General features: G+C 60.4%; 21 protein-coding genes and 1 pseudogene. 12 read left to right on the forward strand and 10 right to left on the reverse strand.

Going from position 1 to position 22117, the window contains the following annotated elements:
* The first annotated feature begins 9 nt into the window (after positions 1-9).
* The 3 genes from BUE38_RS18270 (at position 10) to BUE38_RS18280 (ending at position 3030) form a co-directional block, all read left to right on the forward strand.
* The gene (locus tag BUE38_RS18270) at positions 10-1293 is read left to right on the forward strand and encodes a TRAP transporter large permease (protein ID WP_073436673.1); all 1284 of its coding nucleotides are present in this window, start codon (positions 10-12) and stop codon (positions 1291-1293) included.
* A 31-nt stretch (positions 1294-1324) separates the two neighbouring features.
* Entirely contained in the window at positions 1325-1768 is a 444-nt protein-coding gene (locus BUE38_RS18275; RefSeq protein ID WP_073436674.1) for a universal stress protein, read from the forward strand.
* 440 nt (positions 1769-2208) lie between these two features.
* A complete protein-coding gene (locus BUE38_RS18280) occupies positions 2209-3030 on the forward strand; it encodes a BamJ family beta-barrel-assembly machinery protein (RefSeq protein WP_073436675.1) in 822 nt (273 codons plus the stop codon).
* Positions 3031-3149: 119 nt separating this feature from the next.
* On the opposite strand, the gene BUE38_RS18285 is transcribed toward BUE38_RS18280, so the two are convergent.
* Both BUE38_RS18285 and BUE38_RS18290 read right to left on the reverse strand, forming a co-directional pair.
* Entirely contained in the window at positions 3150-3740 is a 591-nt protein-coding gene (locus BUE38_RS18285; protein WP_073436676.1) for an SCO family protein, read from the reverse strand.
* Complete coding sequence (locus tag BUE38_RS18290) at positions 3737-4255, reverse strand: hypothetical protein (RefSeq protein ID WP_073436677.1); 519 nt, start codon at positions 4253-4255, stop codon at positions 3737-3739. The genes BUE38_RS18285 and BUE38_RS18290 overlap by 4 nt, the downstream gene beginning before the upstream one ends.
* Before the next feature lie 167 nt (positions 4256-4422).
* On the opposite strand from BUE38_RS18290, the gene BUE38_RS18295 reads away from it, so the two are divergent.
* Positions 4423-5337, forward strand: a complete 915-nt coding sequence (locus BUE38_RS18295; RefSeq protein WP_073436721.1) for an AEC family transporter — start codon at positions 4423-4425, stop codon at positions 5335-5337.
* Between the two features lie 675 nt (positions 5338-6012).
* Here BUE38_RS18295 and BUE38_RS18305 read toward each other — a convergent pair.
* The 3 genes from BUE38_RS18305 to BUE38_RS18315 all read right to left on the reverse strand — a co-directional run bounded on the left by BUE38_RS18305 (position 6013) and on the right by BUE38_RS18315 (position 8825).
* Positions 6013-6765, reverse strand: coding sequence for an SDR family NAD(P)-dependent oxidoreductase (locus BUE38_RS18305; RefSeq protein WP_073436679.1), 753 nt, complete (start codon positions 6763-6765; stop codon positions 6013-6015).
* 111 nt (positions 6766-6876) lie between these two features.
* Positions 6877-7785, reverse strand: coding sequence for a LysR family transcriptional regulator (locus BUE38_RS18310; RefSeq protein WP_073436680.1), 909 nt, complete (start codon positions 7783-7785; stop codon positions 6877-6879).
* Between the two features lie 116 nt (positions 7786-7901).
* Entirely contained in the window at positions 7902-8825 is a 924-nt protein-coding gene (locus BUE38_RS18315; protein ID WP_073436681.1) for a LysR family transcriptional regulator, read from the reverse strand.
* A gap of 139 nt (positions 8826-8964) precedes the next feature.
* Here BUE38_RS18315 and BUE38_RS18320 point away from each other — a divergent pair.
* Positions 8965-9891, forward strand: a pseudogene (locus BUE38_RS18320) (DMT family transporter); the annotation flags it as partial.
* Positions 9892-9943: 52 nt separating this feature from the next.
* Here the strand turns inward: BUE38_RS18320 and trmB are convergent.
* The 3 genes from trmB to thiS all read right to left on the reverse strand — a co-directional run bounded on the left by trmB (position 9944) and on the right by thiS (position 12059).
* Complete coding sequence (gene trmB / locus BUE38_RS23290) at positions 9944-10702, reverse strand: tRNA (guanosine(46)-N7)-methyltransferase TrmB (RefSeq protein WP_073436683.1); 759 nt, start codon at positions 10700-10702, stop codon at positions 9944-9946.
* A gap of 265 nt (positions 10703-10967) precedes the next feature.
* Entirely contained in the window at positions 10968-11765 is a 798-nt protein-coding gene (locus BUE38_RS18330; protein WP_073436684.1) for a thiazole synthase, read from the reverse strand.
* 93 nt (positions 11766-11858) lie between these two features.
* Positions 11859-12059 (reverse strand): sulfur carrier protein ThiS, encoded by a 201-nt coding sequence (gene thiS / locus BUE38_RS18335; RefSeq protein WP_073436685.1) that lies wholly within the window; start codon positions 12057-12059, stop codon positions 11859-11861.
* A 167-nt stretch (positions 12060-12226) separates the two neighbouring features.
* Here thiS and BUE38_RS18340 point away from each other — a divergent pair, with 167 nt between their 5' ends.
* A complete protein-coding gene (locus tag BUE38_RS18340; RefSeq protein WP_073436686.1) occupies positions 12227-12616 on the forward strand; it encodes a DUF423 domain-containing protein in 390 nt (129 codons plus the stop codon).
* 18 nt (positions 12617-12634) lie between these two features.
* On the opposite strand, the gene BUE38_RS18345 is transcribed toward BUE38_RS18340, so the two are convergent.
* Positions 12635-13048, reverse strand: a complete 414-nt coding sequence (locus BUE38_RS18345; protein ID WP_073436687.1) for a PaaI family thioesterase — start codon at positions 13046-13048, stop codon at positions 12635-12637.
* 229 nt (positions 13049-13277) lie between these two features.
* The gene (locus tag BUE38_RS18350; protein ID WP_073436688.1) at positions 13278-15467 is read right to left on the reverse strand and encodes a malate synthase G; all 2190 of its coding nucleotides are present in this window, start codon (positions 15465-15467) and stop codon (positions 13278-13280) included.
* Between the two features lie 228 nt (positions 15468-15695).
* Between BUE38_RS18350 and BUE38_RS18355 the strand changes: the two genes are divergently transcribed.
* From BUE38_RS18355 to BUE38_RS18380, 6 genes are all read left to right on the forward strand, one after another.
* On the forward strand, positions 15696-16709 hold the full coding sequence (locus BUE38_RS18355) for an alpha/beta hydrolase (protein ID WP_073436689.1): 1014 nt from the start codon (positions 15696-15698) through the stop codon (positions 16707-16709).
* A gap of 65 nt (positions 16710-16774) precedes the next feature.
* Positions 16775-17272: a YajG family lipoprotein gene (locus tag BUE38_RS18360; protein WP_234987087.1), complete on the forward strand. Its 498-nt coding sequence runs from the start codon at positions 16775-16777 to the stop codon at positions 17270-17272.
* A gap of 362 nt (positions 17273-17634) precedes the next feature.
* Positions 17635-18294, forward strand: a complete 660-nt coding sequence (locus BUE38_RS18365) for a DUF2291 family protein (RefSeq protein ID WP_073436690.1) — start codon at positions 17635-17637, stop codon at positions 18292-18294.
* A 76-nt stretch (positions 18295-18370) separates the two neighbouring features.
* Entirely contained in the window at positions 18371-19912 is a 1542-nt protein-coding gene (locus BUE38_RS18370) for a sugar ABC transporter ATP-binding protein (protein ID WP_073436691.1), read from the forward strand.
* 30 nt (positions 19913-19942) lie between these two features.
* On the forward strand, positions 19943-21088 hold the full coding sequence (locus BUE38_RS18375) for an ABC transporter permease (protein WP_073436692.1): 1146 nt from the start codon (positions 19943-19945) through the stop codon (positions 21086-21088).
* A gap of 28 nt (positions 21089-21116) precedes the next feature.
* Positions 21117-22088: a D-ribose ABC transporter substrate-binding protein gene (locus BUE38_RS18380; RefSeq protein ID WP_073436693.1), complete on the forward strand. Its 972-nt coding sequence runs from the start codon at positions 21117-21119 to the stop codon at positions 22086-22088.
* Positions 22089-22117: the final 29 nt, after the last annotated feature.

Genomic DNA, 22117 nt, shown 5'->3' on the forward strand with positions numbered 1-22117 from the left:
AATACGCCCATGACAACAATAATGGTCTGCACCATGATCGCCCTGCTGCTGCTGGGCTTTCCCATGATGATCCCGTTGATCTCGGCAGCAGTGATCGGCTTTTTCATGACCTTCGGTGGTCTGGGTAACATGGATACCCTGATCCAGCAGATGATGGCAGGAATTCGCCCCGCCTCGCTGATTGCCGTGCCCATGTTCATACTCGCTGCCGACATCATGACCCGCGGCCAGTCCGCCGAGCGTTTGATCAACATGGTCATGGCCTTCATCGGTCATGTGAAAGGCGGGCTTGCCGTCTCCACCGCTGCGTCCTGCACCCTGTTCGGGGCCGTGTCCGGGTCGACTCAGGCGACGGTGGTGGCGGTTGGCTCACCGCTGCGCCCACGAATGCTCAAGTCCGGTTACTCAGACTCCTTTACCCTGGCCCTGATCATCAACTCCAGTGATATCGCCTTTCTGATCCCGCCCAGCATCGGCATGATCATCTACGGGGTCATCTCGGGAACCTCCATCGGTGAATTGTTCATCGCCGGCATCGGCCCGGGTCTGCTGATCCTGATGATGTTCTCGGTCTATTGCGTGCTCTATGCCGTGATACGCAACGTGCCCACCGAGCCCAAGGCAAGCTGGAGCGAGCGCCTCAGCGCAGTACGCATGGCGCTTTGGCCACTGGGCTTCCCGGTGATCATCGTCGGCGGCATCTACGGCGGCATCTTCAGTCCCACCGAGGCCGCCGCCGCCTGTGTGATGTACGCGATACTGCTTGAGTTCCTGATCTTCCGCTCGCTGAAGATGAACGATATCTATGCCATCGCCAAGTCCACAGGCCTGATCACTGCGGTGGTCTTCATCCTGGTGGCCGTCGGCAACGGCTTTTCGTGGATCATTTCCTTCGCGCAGATTCCTCAGGCCCTGCTCGAAGCTGCTGGCATCAATGATGCCGGCCCGACGGGCGTTCTGATTGCCATCTGTATCGCCTTCTTCGTGGCCTGCATGTTCGTCGATCCGATCGTGGTGATTCTGGTGCTGACACCAATCTTCGCCCCCGCGATCGAGGCCACCGGGCTCGATCCGGTACTGGTCGGCATCCTGATTACCCTGCAGGTCGCCATAGGATCGGCAACGCCACCCTTCGGCTGCGATATCTTTACCGCCATCGCCATCTTCAAGCGCCCCTATCTGGATGTGATCAAGGGCACCCCTCCCTTCGTGTTCCTGCTGATACTGGCAGCGGCACTGCTGATCATGTTCCCGCAGATAGCACTGTTCCTGCGCGACGTCGCCTTCAGGTAAAGATCATGCTGGTCATGGGAGGGCCATCAAGATGTTCAATCGAATACTGGTAGCGGTAGACGGATCAAGAAGCGCTTTGAAGGCGTTGGAAAAGGCGGTAGGACTACACTTTCTGACCGGTGCGGAGATCTATATTCTCTGTGTGTTCAAGCACCACAGTCTGCTCGAGGCTTCGCTGTCCATGGTCAGACCGAAGCAGCTGGATCTACCGGACGATGCGCTCAAGGAGTACGCCTCGGAAATTTCGGTGCACGCCAAGACGGCCGCCATCGAACTGGGCGTTGAGCCGGAAAAGGTACGTGCCTTCGTCAAGGGCGGGCGCCCGTCACGCACCATCGTGCGCTTTGCCCGCAAGCGTGAATGCGACCTGATAGTGATCGGCGCTCAGGGTACCAATGGCGACAGTGGGCTACTGCTGGGCAGCGTCGCTCAGCGCGTTTCCGGTTCCGCGGAATGCCCGACACTAGTTGTCTAGTCTCTGATATTAACCCGGCATGCTTTCATGTTGGGTGAATGGCGGCACAGGGACGTGCCGTCAGGCCGACGCGAGACCGCACCACACCAGCAGATCCTGTGCATCTGCGCCAGTGTGGTGCGGACGACAATCAAATCGATCAGGATGAGCCATTTGATTGCCATGTTAATAGTGGAAGACGGATGTCGGTCGACAGTGCTTGCCAACGAGCACTGTCGAATCATCTCTTGCCTACCGTATTTCTACCTATACGGTTTCCTGCTTGAATATTCCAACTTCCTGTTCTGTGTCATATGCATGGCCAGTGGATGCGGAACCATTCGCGGCCTGATAGAGTCACAGAATGGACACTCATAACCAGGGCTTGTTGACGTTTCCCCGTGCACCGCGATGAAACGTCAACATACCTTGGGGCAACTTCGCCAACGTTAAGGATTTCCATGAAGACACTGCTGACATCCGCTTCCCTGATCGCCCTGCTGGGGGCGGCACCGCTGGCTTTCTCTGCACCGGAAACCGATCAGGCCAAGCTCAGCTACAGCCTCGGTGTCACCTTGGGTCAGAGCATTCAACAGGACGTTGAAGATCTCGACACCGAAGCCTTTACCGACGCCGTGCAGGACGTGTTTGCCGGCGGCGAACTGGACATGACCGACGAGCAGATCGCCGAGGTTCTCACCCAGTTCCAGCAGGAAGCCATGGCCAAGCGCCAGGAAGAAGAGCAGCAACGTATGGAAGAAATGCAGCAGCAGGCTGAGGAAAACAAGACTGCTGGTGACGAGTACCGCGCAGAGAACGCCGAAAAGGATGGTGTGACCACAACCGATTCCGGTCTGCAGTACAAGGAAGTCGAGGAAGGTGACGGCGCGACTCCCGCCGCAGGTGACACGGTTGAGGTCAACTACGAAGGCAAGCTGATCGATGGCACCGTCTTCGACAGCTCCTGGGAGCGTGGCGAGCCGGTCAGCTTCCAGGTGGGTCAGGTGATCGACGGCTGGCAGGAAGCACTCAAGATGATGAACGTCGGCGACACCTGGGAAGTTGTCATTCCGCCGGAGCTGGCTTACGGCACCTATGGTCAAGGCCCGATCGGCCCCAACGAAACACTGGTCTTCAAGGTCGAGCTGCTGGGCGTAACGCCGGCTGAAGAGGCTGCCGCAGCAGAAGGCGAAACTGCCGAGGCCGCCGCTACCGAAAGTGCGGCTGCCAATGACGAAGCAGCAGAAGCCAGCGAAGAAGAAGCGGCTGAAGCCAGCGAATAAGGTTGCCGGCAAGCGACATCGCTGTTGCGGTACTGAATCAATCGCCAGCCCTCTGGGCTGGCGATCTTGTCTGGACAGCAGGTTGGCATCACCGCGCCGGATATTGGCGCACTGAAGGCTCAGCCTCCCAACACCTTTTCCAACGCTGCCTGCAAGGGGCCAGGTGTGGGTGAGTGAAGCACACGCTGCATTACCCGCCCCTCGGCATCGACAAGGTACAACGAGGCACTGTGGTCCATGGTGTAACCCAGCGCCGAATCCTGCGACTCCTGCCGACGCCATTTCACGTTGTAGCGCTTGCCGACGTCCTCCAGCTGCGCCTTGCTGCCGGTAGCGCCAATGAAGTCATCGCCGAAGAAGGCCAGATATTCCTTGAGCCGCTCCACGCTATCACGCTCGGGATCCACCGAGATCAGTACCGGCACCACCCGCTGCCGCTGATCTTCCGGCAATGCCTGGCGCGCCTGACGTATCACCGATAATGCCATCGGGCAGACATCCGGACACCAGGTGAAACCGAAGAACACCACAGCAATCTGATCATCACCGAGGTCGGACAGCGAGAAGGTGCCAGTAGTGGCCGGCAACTCGATAGGGCCACCGACCAGCCCCTCCTCATTGGCAGCCTGCCATGGCTTCCAGCTCAGCAACAGCGCCGTCGCCAGAATGCCGACGACGGCCAACGACATGCCTACCTTGCGTCCTGTCATGGTTCATTCCGCTCCACAGCAACATCAAACCAGCTTCCCATTCGTTCCCGAGGAGTCTCCAGGACAACTCGAACACGCCAATCCATGGTATCTCGGGTACAGATGCTCAGTTGCCCTTCACCAACGAAATGCTGTGCAGACTCGGCTTCGAGGGGGAATCGGTAGGTACCCATATCCATGTCCACTCCTTCAAGGGACACGACCACCCGGTCTGCCTCGATGCCCTCCAGTGTGACCTCGATCGGCAGTATCACCAATGGCTTGATGGGCCCATCGACCGGAATGGCTAGAGTTACGCGGCCAGCGTCACCGATCTCTGTGCTGCAGGGTGCTTCATGCAGATTACAGGTTATAGTGGCAGATGGTGGGTACCAGGTGACGTCATGCTCATCACTGAGCTGGTAGCGCAGCAGATACCACAACGCTACCACCAGAGTGACCAGAGTGACGACAATCAGCAGATGAAGACGAGGCCGACGCGTCGAGCGCGACCAAAAGGGCCGTCGCAATAACATGGCAACAGGCGGCCTCCCAGGCGAATGAGCATAATTCAAGCTTAACAGCTATTACCGCCATGCCCCTGCGTGCGGTTGTCGCAGCCAACACCGCCTTCAACGCTGAATACGCGATTCAAGGAGCCTCCACCACTCGTCGTCAGGCTCTGAACCAACAGGGAGTTACCATGCAGGGAATTGCCGCGGCTCTGGGGCCTTTATTTCTGTTGATTCTGCTCGGTTCAGTGCTGGGCATGAGTCGCATTCCGGGGGGCGATTTCTGGATGCGCATGGAGCGGCTGATCTACTTTCTGCTGTTTCCAGCGATGCTGATCGCTACTCTGGCCCAGTCAAACATGTCTGAGGTACCGGTGGGGCGGGTTGCCATTACCCTGCTTGGCGCCATGTTGATCTTCAGCGCCCTGCTGTGGTGGCTGAAGCCGCGTATCGGGCTGGATGCTGCCGCTTTCACCTCCGTGTTCCAGGGCGCCGTGCGATTCAATACCTATGTTGGCGTGGCCGGTGCTGCTGCTCTGCATGGCAGCCTGGGAGCCACCACCGCAGCCGTTGCTCTGGCACTGATGATTCCCGTGGTCAACGTGCTCTGCGTGCTGACCTTCATCGCTTCCGGCACCCTGGGCCGCTCGGGGCTCTGGCGTTCACTCACGGCGCTGGCCCAGAATCCGCTGATTCTTGCCTGCCTGATCGGCATCGCCCTGAATCTCTCCGGTATCGGACTGCCCGGCTGGAGTGCCGGTACTCTGGAACTTCTCGGCCGCGCCGCCCTACCGCTGGGGTTGGTGGCAGTGGGGGTCGCTCTGCGGCCTCAGGCACTGATGCGCCGCGATCTCGGGCTATGGGTATCGTCTCTGGTCAAGCTGGCCTTGATGCCGGCGCTGGTCCTCGCTCTGGCCTGGTTACTCGGACTGGACCCGGTCAGTCGCGATGTTGCCTTGCTGTTCGCCGCTCTACCCACCGCCACATCGGCCTATATCCTCGCTCGCCAACTGGGCGGCGATGCCGAACTGATGGCCGGCCTGATTACCGCCCAGACCCTGGCCGCCATGGTCACCCTGCCGCTATGGATGCGGTTGGTAGCGTAACAGCAGCGGACGTTGGGCTGCTGGCCGCAAGCAGTCGGGAGCCGACGGAGGGCAAGCTCGCGGCCACATGCCACCAAGCGGGCCACGTCCAATTAAAAAAGTTTCTCGTTTTCATTGACGGAGAGAATGAGAATGATTTATGTTGAGGTCATCGGCGTTGATGAGTCGCCGGTGCCAGATCAGAGGCAATGCCAGTCGCTAATCTGGTTTCTCCTCCTCATTGCTAGTCACGGTCCTTGCGCCGCCTCTGACACCAGAGGCGGCCTTTTTTTGTGCCCTTCGCAGATCAGCATGGAAAGCGCCTATGGAATCGAACCCTGAACAGGGACTTCCCTCTGGAAAGCGATGACGACGCTCATAGATCGCCATCCAATTAAAAAAAGTTCTCGTTATCATTGACAGGGGTAATGAGAACGATTTACAGTCAGCTCATCGACGTTGATGAGGCGTCGGTAGCCGATCAGGGCTCTGCCAGTGCTGATCTGGTTTCTCCTCCTCATTGCTAGTCACGGTCCTTGGACCGCCCCTCTCGGGGCGGTCTTTTCTTTTTTATGGGTATCCGGAATATCTGGTGGACGTCGTGCTGCCCGCGGGTAGAACGAAGCGACTTCATTACACGAAACAGGAGCGCCGCCAGTGTTACTGACGGCGTTTTGCTTGCTTGATAGTAGCGAATTAGACGGAAGTATAGCCGCCATCCGCCATGACGATGGAGCCCGTCATGTAACTTGCCCGATCGCAAGCGGCAAACGCGATCACCTCGGCGATTTCATCGGGCTGGGCGGCTCGCCCGGCCGGTGAACTCGCACCATGCTCGGCCAGGAAGTCACGGCCATTCGGCATAATGTCGTCCAGAATGCCAGTCACGACATCGCCGGGCGCAACCACATTTGCCCGAATACCATGTTCGGCCCCCTCTAGCGCCAGGACACGTGTCAACTGAGCGATGGCGCCCTTGGACGCGGCATAGGCACCAATCGTGGGGAACGCCACGTGACAGGCGTAAGAGCCCACATTCACGATGCTGCCACGCTTGGCGTCGGTCATGACCTTCATCGCCTCACGTGAATGGAGAAAGGTCCCTCTCAAATTGACGTTGAGCACGGAGTCCCAGTCTTCGAGCGTCATCTCCGCCACACGCCTATTGATGATGAGAGCGGCGTTGTTGACCAGGATATCCAGCCTGCCAAAGCGCTCCAGGGCCAGCTTGACCGCACGCGTCGCGGTTTGCTCCTCTGAGAGGTCACCGCATAGCGTCACGATACGTTCAGAATAGCGTTCAAGCTCTCCGACCTCAGCCTTCACGTCTTCGGCCACTACACTGGCGCCGCGATCCGCGAACAGCCTGACCAAGGCACTACCGACACCGCCTGCAGCTCCTGTCACGATCGCTACTCGACCCTCGAATTCACGATTCAAGTCCATCATTTTTCCCTCCAGATAATGGTCATTCGCCGTCGACAACGGCAGAGGGATAATAGGAGCTAGCAAAGACTAAATAATCAGTGCTTACTTTAAAGGTTTGTTTAGTGGGGCTAATTAATATGAGCTGACAGGAATTGCCTGCTTCAGAAAGTCGATGAATGCTCGCATCACGGCCGAATATTGATGCTGCTTGGGAAAGCAGAGATAGAATCCTTCGAAGGGAGCGCTCCAGTCAGCCAGCAGTGGTACTAGTTCGCCACGCTCGACATAGGGCTGGATCTGGTCTTCCGCCCAGAAGGCGATGCCTGCGCCTCTCACAGCAGCTTCCAGGGCAACACTCTGGTCATTAAAAGAGAGTACGCCTTCCAGCGAGACCTTCTGCCACTGACCATCCTTGAAGAACTCCCACTGATAGCTGCCTGGCTGGCCCGGCCACCGCCAGGTGATGCACCGATGTTGCCCAAGGTCGGCAGGGGTTAGCGGATAGCCAAAGCTTTCAAGGTAGGATGGCGAGGCCGCAGCAACCTGCCGAATGCGAGGTCCCAGCGGCAGCCCAATGAAGTCCTGATCGAGCATTTCCCCAAGGCGAATCGAGAAATCGTAGCCTTGTTGAACAACATCCAGGGAGGCGTCATCAAGCGTGACGTCAACACGGATGTCAGGGAAATCCTCGAGGAAGGTAGGCAAGTACGGCTCAAGATAGAGCCGTGATCCGAGTCGCATGGCGTGCACGTGAATTCGCCCATGAGGCCGAGTGGAGAATTGTGCCGTATCGGCCACTGCAGCCGACACCTCATTCAACGCTGGTCGTAAACGAGTGGCCAAGTGCTCCCCGGCTTCTGTCAAATGGACGCGCCGAGTTGTTCGGTACAGCAACTGTACACGCATACGGCTTTCCAGATTCTTCATGCTCTGGCTTAGCGCTGAAGCCGTCACATGCAGAGACTCTGCGGCCCGCACAAAGCTGCCATGCTCAACGATTGCCATGAAGCCCTGCAGCTCTGCGAATTCGGATCCACGCATGACGGTATCTCTCACGACGTTAAATGACAAAAGGCTGTGGTAAGGGGCGCATCAACCATTTTTTCCGGATACTCTTCTTTATCTGTCTATCTACCGACTGGCTCCCACACCAGCGCTTATCTGGGAAAACTGGTGGTGACTCTGCGGGCTTGCCAGGGGCCCACGCCTTCCAGGCGCTGTCGCAACAGTTCTGCCAATGCTTCCACCGCCGGCCAGGACGCCGCGGCAATACGGCGACTGAAGTACAGTCGCGCTTCACTGCCGGCCAGCTCCGGCACACCGTCCTCGCCCGTCAGCATACGCATTGCCGGTGTCAGCCGCTGACGATCAAGAATGCTGATCGCCAGCCCCACCTCGACGGCCTTTTCCACAGCGTGGATGCTGGTGCTGGTGAAAACCGCGCTCCATTCACGCCCCATCGACTCCAGCGCCTCGACCCCCAGAGCACGAAACGGGCAGTTCAGCGGATGCAGCGCCAATGGCAAGGGTGCCGCTGGATCAAGCACAAACTCACGTGACGCAGCCCAGACAGGCGAGGTCTGCCACAAAGGGGTTCCGCCGGTCAGGCGATGAGGACGGTCCAGCGCCACCACCAACGACAGTTCTCCTCGTTCGAGGCGATTGGCCAGTTCGCCGCTGGGAGCGGTGACTGCCTCGAGCAGCACATTCGGGTGAGCGGCAACAAAATCCGGCAAGACCTGTTCGACCAGATGCGGCGCATAGCCCTCTGGCATGCCGAAGCGCACACGGCCACTGAGTCCCTTGCCGGTCAGGCGTGATACCAGACCATCATGCTGACGCAACAGCTCGCGCGCCTCCCCCAGCAACAGCTCACCGGCAGGTGAGGGAGTCACACCACGTGAGCCGCGTACCAGCAGGCGCGAGTCGAGACGCTCCTCGAGCCGCTTGATCTGCATACTCAGGGCACTCACCGTGCGGTGGCGATGCTCTGCCGCCGCCGCAAAGCTACCCAGTTGCGCCACCACCACGAAGCTGCGCAGCGCCTCGAGATCCAGTGCGGCTCCGGTACGATCACTCATGGCGGCTCTTCCCAAAGGTTGTCATTCATCATGACTTCAATTTTATTGAAGCCTACCTGCAGAACGTTGCGATTCTCGAAAGGCTAGCAGTGGTTCAGACTTCAATTCCAGTCACCAGTCACTTGCACCGGAGTCTGATATGTCGCCACTGCCGCGTATTCATCACCCACTGGCGGAAACTCGCCAGCGCCTGATCGCAGGAATCGCTCCCGTGACCATCGCCGCGGGGCTGGTCGTGTGCTGGAGCAGTGGCTTCATCGGCAGTCGCATGACCCTGGATCTGAACACTCCGATGCTCGGCTTCTACAGCTGGCGTTTTGCGCTTGCCGCGTTGATCGCCTGGCTGGCCGTGGCACTGCGCTGGACGCGGCCTGGAGTGAAGCCGAGCTGGGTGCAGGTACGCCACGAGATGACCTGTGGCAGCCTGACCGTAGGGGTGTATCTGTTGGCGATGTTGCTCGCCGTCGCGGAAGGAGTCAGTACCAACGTAGCGGCACTGATCGGAGCGCTGCAGCCGCTGGCAGCGGCCTTGCTGGCCCATCAGGTTCTGCATGAGCGCAGCTGCCGGGCACAGTGGTGGGGGATGCTGCTGGCCACCCTCGGAGCCATGGCCATGATCGTGGGCGACCTGCAGTCCGCCGGCACTGCACGCTGGTGGGCCTATGCACTGCCTCTGGTGGCCGTAGGAGCCGTCTCGGTCGGTAGCATTCTTACCCCACCTGCGGCTGCTGGACACCGGCCGCCCCTGTCACTGGTCACTCGCCTGGCACTGCAGCTGAGTGCGGCAACGCTACTGTTCGGACTGGCGGCCGTGGTATTCGAGCCCGGTCTACCCGCCCCACCACCGATTCGACTCGATAGCGGATTGGCCCTGATCTGGCTGGTGGTGTTGTCCGCCTATGGCGGTTACGGGTTTCTGGTCGCCAGCCTGACCCGCTTGGGAGTCACGCGAACTTCAGCGCTGATCACGCTGACACCCGCCGTCACCCTGGTCATGGGTATGCTGATGTACGCCGATCAACCAGGCCTGTCCGAGCTGGGAGGAATGACGGTATCGCTGGTGGGTGCCCTGTGGGCGCTGTATGCCGGAGTGACGTCTCGACACTCCGGCAATGGCCTCAATCGGCGCGGCGGTAGATCAGGTCCCAGACACCATGACCGAGCGACTCGCCCCGAGCCTCGAACTTGGTCAGCGGGCGAAAGTCCGGGCGTGGGACCCAGGGCGCAGTATCGGCCGCCGCGGTATTGACGTACCCCGGTGCAGCATCCATGACCTCGGCCATCCACTCCGCATAGGCTTCCCAGTCGGTCGCCATGTGCAGAGTGCCGTCTTCCTTGAGGCGAGTACGCACCAACTCGACAAAGGCGGGCTGAACGATACGCCGCTTGTGGTGCTTCTTCTTCGGCCAGGGATCGGGGAAGAACAGCTGCAGCGTGGTCAGGCTGGCAGGCGGCAGGCACTGTTCCAGCACCGCCAGAGCATCCTCACGGTAGACGCGCAGGTTGGTCAGGCCACGCTTGTCAGCCTCATCCAGCAGCTTGCCGACGCCAGGAGCATGCACCTCGATGCCGATGAAGTCGGTATCCGGGTGTGTTTCGGCCTGCTCGATCAGGGACTTGCCCATGCCGAAGCCGATTTCAACGACTCGTGGTGCCGAGCGGCCAAAGAGCACGTCCAGGTCCTGGCGGCCATCGGCCAGACTGAGCCCCAATCGTGGCCAGACCTCCTCGAGGCCACGGGTCTGTGCCAGCGTCATTCGCCCGGCACGCAGCACGTAGCTCTTGATACCGCGCCGGTGAAGAGGCGCGTCGGAGGTTTCCGGACCGGTCGTCCGAGTGTCGTTGGGACGATCGTCCTGATGTTGGGGGTCCGTCATGCGGCAATACTTCTCTCAGTGGGTAAAGCGCCTATTTATTAACATGGCAATCAAATAGCTCATCCTGATCGATTTGATTGTCGTCAGCACCACACTGGCGCAGATACGCGGATCTGCTAGTGTGGTGCGGTCTCGCGTCGGCCTGATGGCCGACGGCGGCAGGTCCCTGTGCCGCGATCCACCCAATGCATAGGCTTGCTGGGTTGATATCTCAGTGACTGAAGCACTGAATGGGGCACGCCTGAACCAACCCTGAACACTACCATCAGGCATTGATGCGTCCGGCGAAGGGCGATGAAGCCTCAGCACGCTCACGGCGCGGCATGCGTCCGGCCAGGAATGCCTGGCGTCCGGCTTCCACCGCATGCTTCATGGCCTGAGCCATCAGCACCGGTTCGCGAGCATGGGCAATGGCCGAGTTCATCAACACACCGTCACAGCCCAGCTCCATGGCGAGCGCCGCCTCGGAGGCCGTGCCGATACCGGCATCGACCAACACCGGCACCTGGGCCTGCTCGATGATCAACCTGACGTTCCAGGGGTTCTGGATACCAAGCCCCGAGCCAATCAGCGAGCCCAGCGGCATCACTGCGCAACAGCCGATGGCTTCCAGCTCTCGCGCCACGATGGGGTCATCACTGGTATAGACCATGACATCGAATCCGTCCGCCACCAGGGTTTCCGCCGCCTTGAGCGTCTCGACCACATTCGGGTAGAGGGTGCTGTCGTCGCCCAGCACCTCGAGCTTGACCAGCTTGTGGCCATCCAGCAGTTCACGCGCCAGGCGGCAGGTACGCACCGCATCCTTCGCGTTGTAGCACCCGGCGGTGTTGGGCAACAGGGTGAAGCGTTCAGGCGAAACCACGTCCAGTAGATTGGGGGCATCGGCATCCTGACCGAGGTTAGTGCGACGCACAGCAAAGGTCACGACCTCGGCACCACTGGCGGCAATCGCCTCACCGGTTTCGTCGAAATCACGATACTTGCCGGTACCGACCAGCAGACGAGAATTGAAGGAATAGTCGGCAACGCGCAGCGGGCTGTCCTGGAAGATCTCGGTCATGGGGTGTCCTGGTTTGTCGCCAATGAAACGGTCACGGAGGAAATGATGGCCGCCAGCCAAGAGTGCCGGCAACGCTCGGGGCAAGATCAGCGCTCAGCCACCACCGATGGCATGAACGATCTCGACACTATCGCCGTCGCTGAGCAGCGTCTCGGTATGAAGACTGCGCGGCACGATGTTCTCATTGAGCTCCACGGCAATCCGTCGTCCGCCGAGCCCCAGTGTCTCGACCAGCTCGGCCACACTCTGCTCGCGGTCAAGTGCATGAGGCTCACCATTGAGCTGAATCTGCATGACTACCTCATTGTTGATGAGTCCATGGGGAAGAGTCGTGGGCGACTATTGTAACGGTTTCAGCGCGCACCGGGGTAACGAATTGGCTGTAGCGATCTGGCCGCCTGCAGGGTACGGTTGCAATCATTTTCCGCACTCTCATTTCACCCGCACAGGAGGACAGGTGCATGCAGGATCGTGGCTGGTGGCTGACGATGGCGCTATCCGGCGCCATGGTGGTTGTGCTGGGTGCCCTTGCCGCCCATGCTCTGAAGGGGCAACTGGAGCCCCGCTTCGAGGATGCCTTCATTACCGGTGTTCGCTATCAGGCCTGGCATACCCTTGCCGCCATGGCGCTGCTCGCCTGGCGCGCCCCGCAGAGGCAAACCTTCCAGGGTCAGACGCTTGCCCTCTGGAGCCTCGGCACTCTGCTGTTCAGTGGTTCCCTCTATCTGCTCGCTCTGGCATCCCTGTCGGGCACCAGCCTTGGCGCCTTCGGTATCGTGACTCCGGTCGGCGGCGCTGTCCTGATTGTCGGCTGGCTACGCCTTGCCTGGGGCATCTGGCAGCAACGCTGAGTCAATCGTTGCGCTCCCTCAATCATTATCCGGCAGGGCATAGGTCGCCGTCACATGGGCCACAGGGGCTTCATCTCCATCGCAGAACAACAGCACTTCCCCCACCGCCAGACGACGCCCCAACTTGATGATGCGAGCATTGGCAATCAAGTCCCGGTCCCCCCGCGCGCGACGCAGGAAGTGGCAATTGAGGTCGGTGGTGACTGCCATCGGCTCGGGGCCAATCTGGGCGAGAATAGCCACGTACAGACAGACATCTGCCAGCCCCATCATGGTCGGCCCTGACACACAGGCTCCCGGTCGCAGGTGCTCGTCTTCCACCGCCAGGCTCATGGTCGCGCGCATCTCTCCCACCCCTTCGATAGTGCCTGCGCGGTGAGGAAAGACCTCATCGAGAAAGTCCTCGATGGCGGCGGGGGTCATCACGGTCATAAGGCCTCCCTGCAACTGGGTGATAACGAACAGGCTAACCAATAGGCATCACTCTGAATGATGCTCGACCTTCAACATAACGCAAGCGGGAAAACTCGCCCAATCACACTTGCCTGCTGCAGATACCAGAACGCCTCCTCGACCCGAGGTCGAGGAGGCGTTGTCTCGCGACACAGACATGTCCCTGAGTCACGATCAACCCGGCATGAGAGCCCCTACCGGGTGGCCATCAGCCCCTGGCCTTGTGCACCTGACGCCAGTGGTGCAGCAACGGCTCAGTATAGCCGGCCGGCTGCGCCTTGCCCTTGAAGATCAGGTCACTGGCTGCCTGGAAGGCGCTGGAACCTGCCAGGTCCGCGCTCATCGGCGTGTAGTCGGGGTCACCCTCGTTCTGGGCATCCACCACCTTCGCCATGCGCTCCAGCGTCTGCTGGACACGTGCCTTGTCCACCACTCCATGATGCAACCAGTTGGCGATGTGCTGACTGGAAATACGCAGCGTCGCGCGATCCTCCATCAGACCCACATCGTGGATATCCGGGACCTTGGAGCAACCAACACCGTGCTCGACCCAGCGCACCACATAGCCGAGGATGCCCTGACAGTTGTTGTCCAGTTCCTGCTGAAGCTCGTCATCGCTCCAGTTGACGGACTCAGCCACCGGCACCGTGAGCAGGCCGGCCAGCAGTTCATCGCGCAGACTGCTCTCGTCCTGGTCCTCCAGCTCACGCTGAACCGCTGCCACATCGATCTGATGGTAGTGCAGCGCGTGCAATGTCGCCGCAGTGGGTGACGGTACCCAGGCAGTATTGGCGCCCGACTTCGGATGGCCGATCTTCTGCTCGATCATCGCCGCCATCAGGTCCGGCATCGCCCACATGCCCTTGCCGATCTGGGCACGGCCACGCAGACCACAGGCCAGGCCGACGAGTACGTTGCTGCGCTCATAGGCCTGAATCCAGGCAGCGCCCTTCATGTCGCCCTTGCGGATCATGGCACCCGCCTGCATGGCGGTATGCATCTCGTCGCCAGTACGGTCGAGGAAGCCAGTGTTGATGAACACCACTCGGGAGGTCGCCTGATTGATACAGGCCTTGAGGTTGACCGAGGTACGGCGCTCCTCGTCCATAATGCCCATCTTCAGGGTATCGCGCTCGAGACCGAGCAGATCCTCGATGCGGCCGAACAGGGTGTTGGCAAACGCCACCTCGTCCGGGCCATGCATCTTCGGTTTGACGATATACACCGAGCCGGTGCGCGAGTTGCGCGGCTGATCATCGCCCTTCTTCAGGTCGTGCATGGCGATCAGCGAGGTCACGATGCCGTCGAGAATACCCTCGGGCAGCTCGTTGCCCTCGGCATCCAGTACCGCCGGCGTGGTCATCAAGTGACCCACATTACGCACGAACAACAGCGAACGACCCGGCAGGGTGACACTGCCGCCATCCGCCGTGGTCCAGCTACGATCTTCAGCCAGGCGACGGGTGAAGGTCTTGCCACCCTTGCTGATCTCGCTGCTCAGATCACCTTTCATCAGGCCCAGCCAGCTGGCATAGACACCGACCTTGTCTTCGGCATCCACTGCGGCAACCGAGTCCTCGCAATCCATGATCGAGGTCAGCGCAGCCTCGACCACCAGATCCTTGACGCCTGCCGGATCAGTCTTGCCAATCGGGTGACTGGCATCGATCTGGATTTCCAGGTGCAGGCCGTTATGCGCCAGCAGAATCGCGTTGGGTGCAGCGGCGTCCCCTTGATAGCCGACCAGCTTTCCCGGCTCCTTGAGGCCGGTTTCGCGGCCGCCTTCCAGCGACACCACCAGGCGACCATCGCGCAACACGTACTTGACTGCCTCACGGTGCGATCCCGTGGCCAGCGGAACTGCCTGATCAAGCACATTGCGAGCATAGGCGATGACCTTCTCGCCACGCTTCGGGTTGAAGCTGGTGCCCTTTTCACAGCCATCGTCTTCAGCGATGACATCGGTGCCGTAGAGCGCGTCGTAGAGGCTACCCCAACGAGCGTTGGCAGCATTCAGTGCGTAGCGCGGGTTGTTGACCGGTACCACCAGCTGCGGACCGGCCTGAACCGCAATCTCGCGGTCAACGTTGCGGGTGGTGACTTCAACGTTGGCGGGCGGATCCACCAGGTAGCCGATTTCCTTGAGGAAAGCCTGATAGGCAGCCATATCTGTCACCGGGCCTGGGTGCTCGCTGTGCCAGGCGTCCAGCTTCAGTTGCAGGGCATCACGGTGGGCCAACAGCTCACGATTGACCGGTGCCAACTCGTGAAAGATCTCATCGACACCCTTCCAGAAGGCGTCTGCATCGACTCCAGTACCGGGCAGAGCCTGTTCGTTGATGAACTTGTCCAGCTCAGCGGCCACCTGCAGGCGATGGCGGGTAATGCGTTGCGTCATGGGTGAGACTCCTCGTGTGGCCAACCGTGCCCCCCTTGGCACCAGCAGGCCGGACTGGGGAAGTTTGACTGCTCACGATCAATTTTGTGGAAAATAATTCCATATGTAAACCCGAGAATGTCGACAATCTCATCGTGCTAGACCAAATGATGAGTGACCGAACCATTACGAAACAGTGGTGCCAAATCATTAGTGCCGCTAGCATGGGCACTCAAGGTGGAGGGCGCGATGACAGATTTCACTCCCCTTGAGGCGATGGAAGGAATGACTCTGGTCAAGCCCACCGAGCCAAGCGATGACACTCTGCTCGCCGGTTATCTCCGTCACTATCGCCTCGGGGTACTTCTCAAGGACGAAACAACGCTGCACGTCGGCAACATCGAGGCGATGCCCTATCGGCTATGGACACAGGTATGGACGCCACCTCAACCACGAGGTACTGCCATCATAGTTCATGGCTACTACGACCACCTGGGCCTCTATCGGCACCTGCTGGAGCTTCTTCTCGAGGAAAATCTGCAGGTCGTGATGTGGGACCTGCCCGGTCATGGCCTTTCCAGCGGCGAGCGCGCCGATATCGAGGACTTCGCCGAATACGGCCAGTGTCTGCGCCAACTGCAGCAGCGACTCACCGACGAGGGCCTGGCCAACGGCCCATGGCTGGGGCTCGGCCAGAGCACCGGTGCCTCGATTCTGGCCACCGACACCCTGAGTCATGGAGACGACGACCATTGGCTCGGTCTGGTGCTGCTGGCTCCACTGGTGCGCCCATGGAACTGGACTCGCTCGGCCTGGGTGCACAGTATTGTCGGCCCCTTTGTCTCCAGTGTGCCTCGGCGTTTTCGTCCCAACTCCAACGATACTGACTTCACCACCTTCCTGCGTGAACAGGATCCCCTTCAGCCGCTACGCCTGCCGACCGGCTGGGTCACCGCCATGCGTCGCTGGATGCCACAATTGATGGAGCTGCCATCCAGCCAGTTGCCGACACTGATCATCCAGGGCGACAACGACCTGACCGTTGATGGTCCCTGGAACCTGACTGTGCTGGAGGGAAAATTTCCCAACGCCACTATTCACCGCCACCCCGAAGCACGGCATCATCTGGTCAATGAAATCGAGCCGATTCGCCGTGAGCTGTTTGAACAGGTCCGGCAGTTCATCAACCTGTTGCTGGTTACCGCCGCAGTGGACGCGAGGTCACAACCAATATGCTCCAACTCCCGGGCATCGCAACGCTAGATAGCTGGCGATCAGATTGCGCAGGACACAAGCCCCCGCTGTCCCCGGCCTTGAAACGGATCGTCTTGAAGCGGGTCGTTTTGACGCGGGCCGCTCTGACATTGGTGGTGGCGCTGATCATGACCGGATGTGCGTCACAGCCCGACCAGCCCCGAACCCTGCGTCAGGCGCTGCTGGCACTTGGCCAGAGCGCTGCCATGGAAGTGGCCGACTCTGTCCCTCTGCAAGCCACATCGCTGCGCGACCAGGTCCTGTTGCTTTCGCCTCCCGGTGTCGACGGCCGCCTGACGGTCGACCAGTCGCAACTACAGGAAAGCCTGACTCGCGGCCTGCTGGGCATTGAAGATGGCCCTCAGGTGCTCGACTGGCAGCCCGGTGACACTCCGCAGAATACCAGCCAATGGCTGGTCGATAGCCGCCTGATCGCCGATGGTCCGCGCCTGAAGCTGTCCGACCGCGAACTGCTTCCCTACCGTCTCGAGCTCCGCATGCGCCGGCCCGGAGATGGTGCGGCACTCTGGTCGTCAGTGATCAACGGCGCCTTCGACGCCGACGCTCTCTAGCCCCACCTCCCCGCGACCACCACCTACCGCGTCTGGGCACTTGTCCAGGCGCGAACATTCCCATGCGGCTGCCGCCCTCGAAGCCCACTGCCCTATTCCGGGGCCCGCTATTCCGTATCCGAGCCATCACTCAGGCATCTCCCCCTGCCTGCTCGCCTAAAGTCTAACGATCAACCACATGACATCAGCCATGGGAAAGCTACACTGGAGCTAACTGAACATTTTTGCGCTACGTGAAAAATTGTTTGCCCAGTCCACTTGAATGGTTCAAGAAAAAGACCTGATCAACATCGAAGGTCGTCCCGGGCAGGAGCGCCTACTGACCACTCGCACCGGGCACCAACAACAAGAGGCTCCAACATATGACGCCAACCGCCAGCTCCCCCCTTCCCATCTCGCGGCCACGCCGTCGCCTGCTGATGACCTGCGGCTTCCTCGCACTGCTGGTGACGGCGATGGTCCTTGATACTCGGGTCATCGAGATCGGTTCCGAGGCCGACCAACGCCAGGCGGGCTTCTCACCCGAGCAGTATGGCGCCGAGCAGTTCCCGATCGTCCAGGCTCATGTCGTGGAGCATGCCGTGGAGGCCAGCGAACTGGCGAACGCCCTGGCGACCGACAAGGCCGCTACCATCGACGAGCACGGTGTCGATGCCGGCATCGGCCCAGTGCTGCCGGTGAGCTTCAGCGGCACCGTTGGGGAAGGCAAGGCTGGGATGTATGAGGTCCAGGTGCCAGGCCTTCCCGAGGCATTGACGCTGAGAGTACAGACCGGTCCGGCGATCAATGGCACCGATCTGCGCGATGCGACCGGTGACATCGAATTCGGCCAGTTCACCAATCAGATCGAGTACCAGAACGCCGGGGCGGCAATCAACAATGCCATGAAGCAGGCCGTTCTGGCCGATATCGACACCGCCGCTCTTGCCGGCAAGCACATCGAGGTCACCGGGGTCTTCAAGCTGATCAATCCCGCCAGCTGGATGGTCACCCCGGTTCGCATGAGTGTTCAGCAGCCATGAATGCGCCACAGCCGCGAGCGAACAGCATCCATGGGCTCACATATCATCTCGAATTCTTCACCGGATACGCCAGGCCATGAACGATAACACCACCTCCCACAACGCCGTCGGCGATATCGTGCTGTCGGCACGCAATGTCGCCAAGTCATTCGGCAACGTGCATGCCCTCAAGGGTGTCAACTTCGATATCCACTACGGCCAGGTCACCACGCTGTTCGGCGAAAACGGGGCCGGCAAGTCAACGTTGATGAAGATTCTCTCCGGCGTGATGCAGCCGACGGCGGGCGAGATTCTGCTCAACGGTACCCCAGTCAGCTTCGCCTCGACGTCCGAGGCTCAGCAACAGGGTATCTCGATCATTCATCAGGAGCTGAGCCTCGCACCCAATCTCAGCGTCCGCGACAACATCTTCATGGGCCGTGAGCTCGCTGGCCCCGGCGGCATCCATTATGCCGAGGAGGAACGCCAGACCCGCGCCTTGATGGAGGAACTGGACGAACCCATCGACCCCCTGACGACCGTCGAGGAGTTGCGTCTGGGGCAGCAGCAGATTGTCGAGATCGCCCGTGCGCTGTCGGCTCGCTCCCGCATTCTGATCATGGACGAGCCCACATCGGCCCTGAGCGCTTCCGAAGTCGAAGTGCTGTTCCGGGTCATCGCCGACCTCAAGAGTCGCGGTGTTGCCATCGTCTATATCTCCCACCACCTCGAGGAAGCGCTGCAGATCACCGATCACGCCGTGGTTCTGCGCGACGGTGCCATGACGGCTATCGCTGAGCGCAAGGACATCGACCTGGCATGGATCGTACGCCACATGGTCGGAGAGGGTTTCGACCTCGGCTCACCTCCCGAAGGCTATGGCATGGGGGAAACCGCGCTGTCATTGCAGCAACTGTGCGTGGCCGACGCCACCAACCCGGAGCGCATGGCGGTCGACTCCCTGTCGCTGGAGGTGAGAGCCGGGGAAATCGTCTGCATCTACGGGCTGATGGGCGCTGGACGCACCGAGTTGCTGGAAACGGTTGCGGGTCGAATGCCAACCACCTCGGGTCAGATCCTGCTCGAGGGTCGGGACATCTCTGGCTTGACCATTGCCCAACGCATCGAACAGGGCCTGGTGCTGGTCCCCGAAGACCGGCAGCGCGACGGCCTGGTGCAGACCATGTCGGTGGGCGAGAACCTCTCACTGGCCAGTATCTCGGCCTTTACCCAGTGGATGCTCACTTCCCGCCAACGTGAGCAGCAAGTGATCGATCATTCCATCGGTAATGTACATATCAAGACCGATGGTGGTCATGCCGAAATCGGCTCACTGTCCGGCGGCAACCAGCAGAAGGTGGTCATCGGCAAGATGCTGGCGACCCAGCCCAGAGTCGTGATGCTCGACGAGCCCAGCCGTGGCATCGACATCGGCGCCAAGGCCGAAGTCTTCAAGCTGCTGGCAGAAGGTGCCCGCAACGGCCTTGCGGTCCTCTACACCACATCCGAAGTGGGCGAGTGCCTGAGCATCGCTCATCGCGTGATTGTCATGAGTCGTGGACGCATCAGCGCCGAATTCGACAGCAGCGTTACCAAGGAGCAGATCATGGCCGCCTCCGGAGAGTCTGCCGCTGCCTGAGGAATCCATTCATCTGTGGAGCCAACAACAATGACCTCTTCAACACCTGACACCCAGCCCCAACCTCGACGCAGCTTCGACATCGTCCGCCTGCTGCTGGAAGGACGTGCCTTTTTCGCCCTGATTGCCATCATCATCATTTTCTCGTCGCTGTCGCCGGTCTACTTCTCGACCAGCAACTTCCTGACCATGTCCTCGCATGTGGCAATCTTCGGCCTGCTGTCGATCGGCATGCTGCTGGTCATCCTCACCGGCGGCATCGATCTATCGGTCGGCTCGACCCTCGGTCTGACCGGGGTCTTTGCCGGCCTGCTGATGCAGGGTGTGCCCATCGAGTCCGCCGGTGTAGTGGTCTATCCGCCGGTGTGGGTGGTGGTGATCCTGACCTGTGGCCTGGGGGCGTTGGTCGGCCTGATCAATGGCGTGCTGATTGCCTGGTTCAAGGTGCCAGCCTTCGTCGCCACCCTGGGCCTGCTCTATGTGGCTCGTGGCGCGGCACTGCTGCTCACCGACGGCCTGACCTTCAATAATCTCAGTGGCAGCCCGGAGCTCGGCAATACCGGCTTCGACTGGCTGGGCTTCAATCGCCTGTTCGGCGTCCCGGTAGGCGTTCTGATCCTCGTCGCCGTGGCCATCCTGTGCATGCTGCTACTCAATCGCACCCCCTTCGGACGCTGGATCTATTCCACGGGTGGCAATGCCCGGGCAGCAGAGCTTTCCGGCGTACCGGTGAAGCGCGTCCAGGTGACCGTCTACGTGCTCTCCGGGGTCTGTGCAGCAATAGCTGGCCTGGTGCTGTCCTCGCAGCTGACCTCCGCCGGTCCCACTGCAGGCACCACCTACGAGTTGACCGCCATCGCCGGTGTGGTGATCGGCGGTGCCGCCCTCGCCGGTGGGCGGGGCAATATACGCGGCACCCTGCTGGGCGCTTTCGTGATCGGCTTCCTGTCTGACGGCCTGGTCATCATCGGTATCTCGGCCTATTGGCAGACCGTGTTTACCGGCACCGTGATCGTCCTCGCCGTGATGCTCAACAGTATCCAGTACCGGGCACGCAGGAAGCGTGCTCCCACAGAGCCTGAACAATCCGATAGGCCCCAGTCGCAGCACGGGACAACACAGGACAGCGCAGCACTGGGCAACACCACCGCCAACCCGGCATCACAACAAGCATAAAACTCAGACGACAGAAGGGTGACTCACCATGTTGAACTCAACGACCTTCCGGCGCGGAAAGCGCCTGCTCATCGCCGCTCTCGCCATCAGCGCTCCGTTGCTGGCCGGCAGCGTTGCCGCCCAGGACAAGGGCCTGATCTCGATCATCGTCAACGACACCTCCAACCCCTACTGGTTCACCGAGGGCAAGGTGGCACGCGAAACCGCCGAGGAACTGGGCTATCAAGCCAACGTCACTTCGCACAACGGTGATACCAATACCGAAAGCAACCAGATCGACACCGCGATCACCAATCAGGCCGAGGCGATCATCCTTGACCCGGCCAACGCCGACGGCTCCATCGGTGCTGTGCGCAAGGCCGTGGACGCCGGAATTCCAGTGTTCATCGTCAATGCCGAGATCAACCAGCAGGGACTGGCAGAGGCGCAACTGGTCTCCAACAATGCCCAGGGTGCCGCCCTCGGTGCCCAACAGTGGGCCCAGTACTTCGATGGTGACGTCAACTATGTCGAGCTGTTCGGCGCGCCCTCCGACAACAATGCCGCCACGCGCTCCAACGGCTACGAGACAGTACTCAGCCAGTATCCCAATCTGACCCGAGTCGCCTCCGAGGTCGCCAACTGGGATCGCACCCAGGGCTACAACAAGATGCAGAGCATGCTGCAGGCCAATCCGGGTATCTCAGGTGTCATCAGCGGCAACGATGAGATGGCGTTGGGCGCCATCGCCGCCCTCAAGGAGGCCGGGCGTCTCGAGGATGTCGTGGTTGGCGGCTTTGACGGCTCGCCGGATGCGGTGGATGCGGTCAAGGCAGGAGAGATGGCCTATACCGTGTTGCAGCCGGTGGCGATCTTCTCACGTCGCGCGGTAGAACTCGCTGACCAGTATATCCAGACCGGTGACACCGGCCTCGACAGCGAGAAGCAGTTGTTCGACTGCATGTTGATCACCGAGGACAACGTCGATCAGTACACCTCACCCTTCGTCCTCGAACAGTAAGCGCCAGCAGATATTAACCCGGCATGCTT

The organism is Halomonas cupida, assembly GCF_900142755.1.
Classification (GTDB): domain Bacteria; phylum Pseudomonadota; class Gammaproteobacteria; order Pseudomonadales; family Halomonadaceae; genus Halomonas; species Halomonas cupida.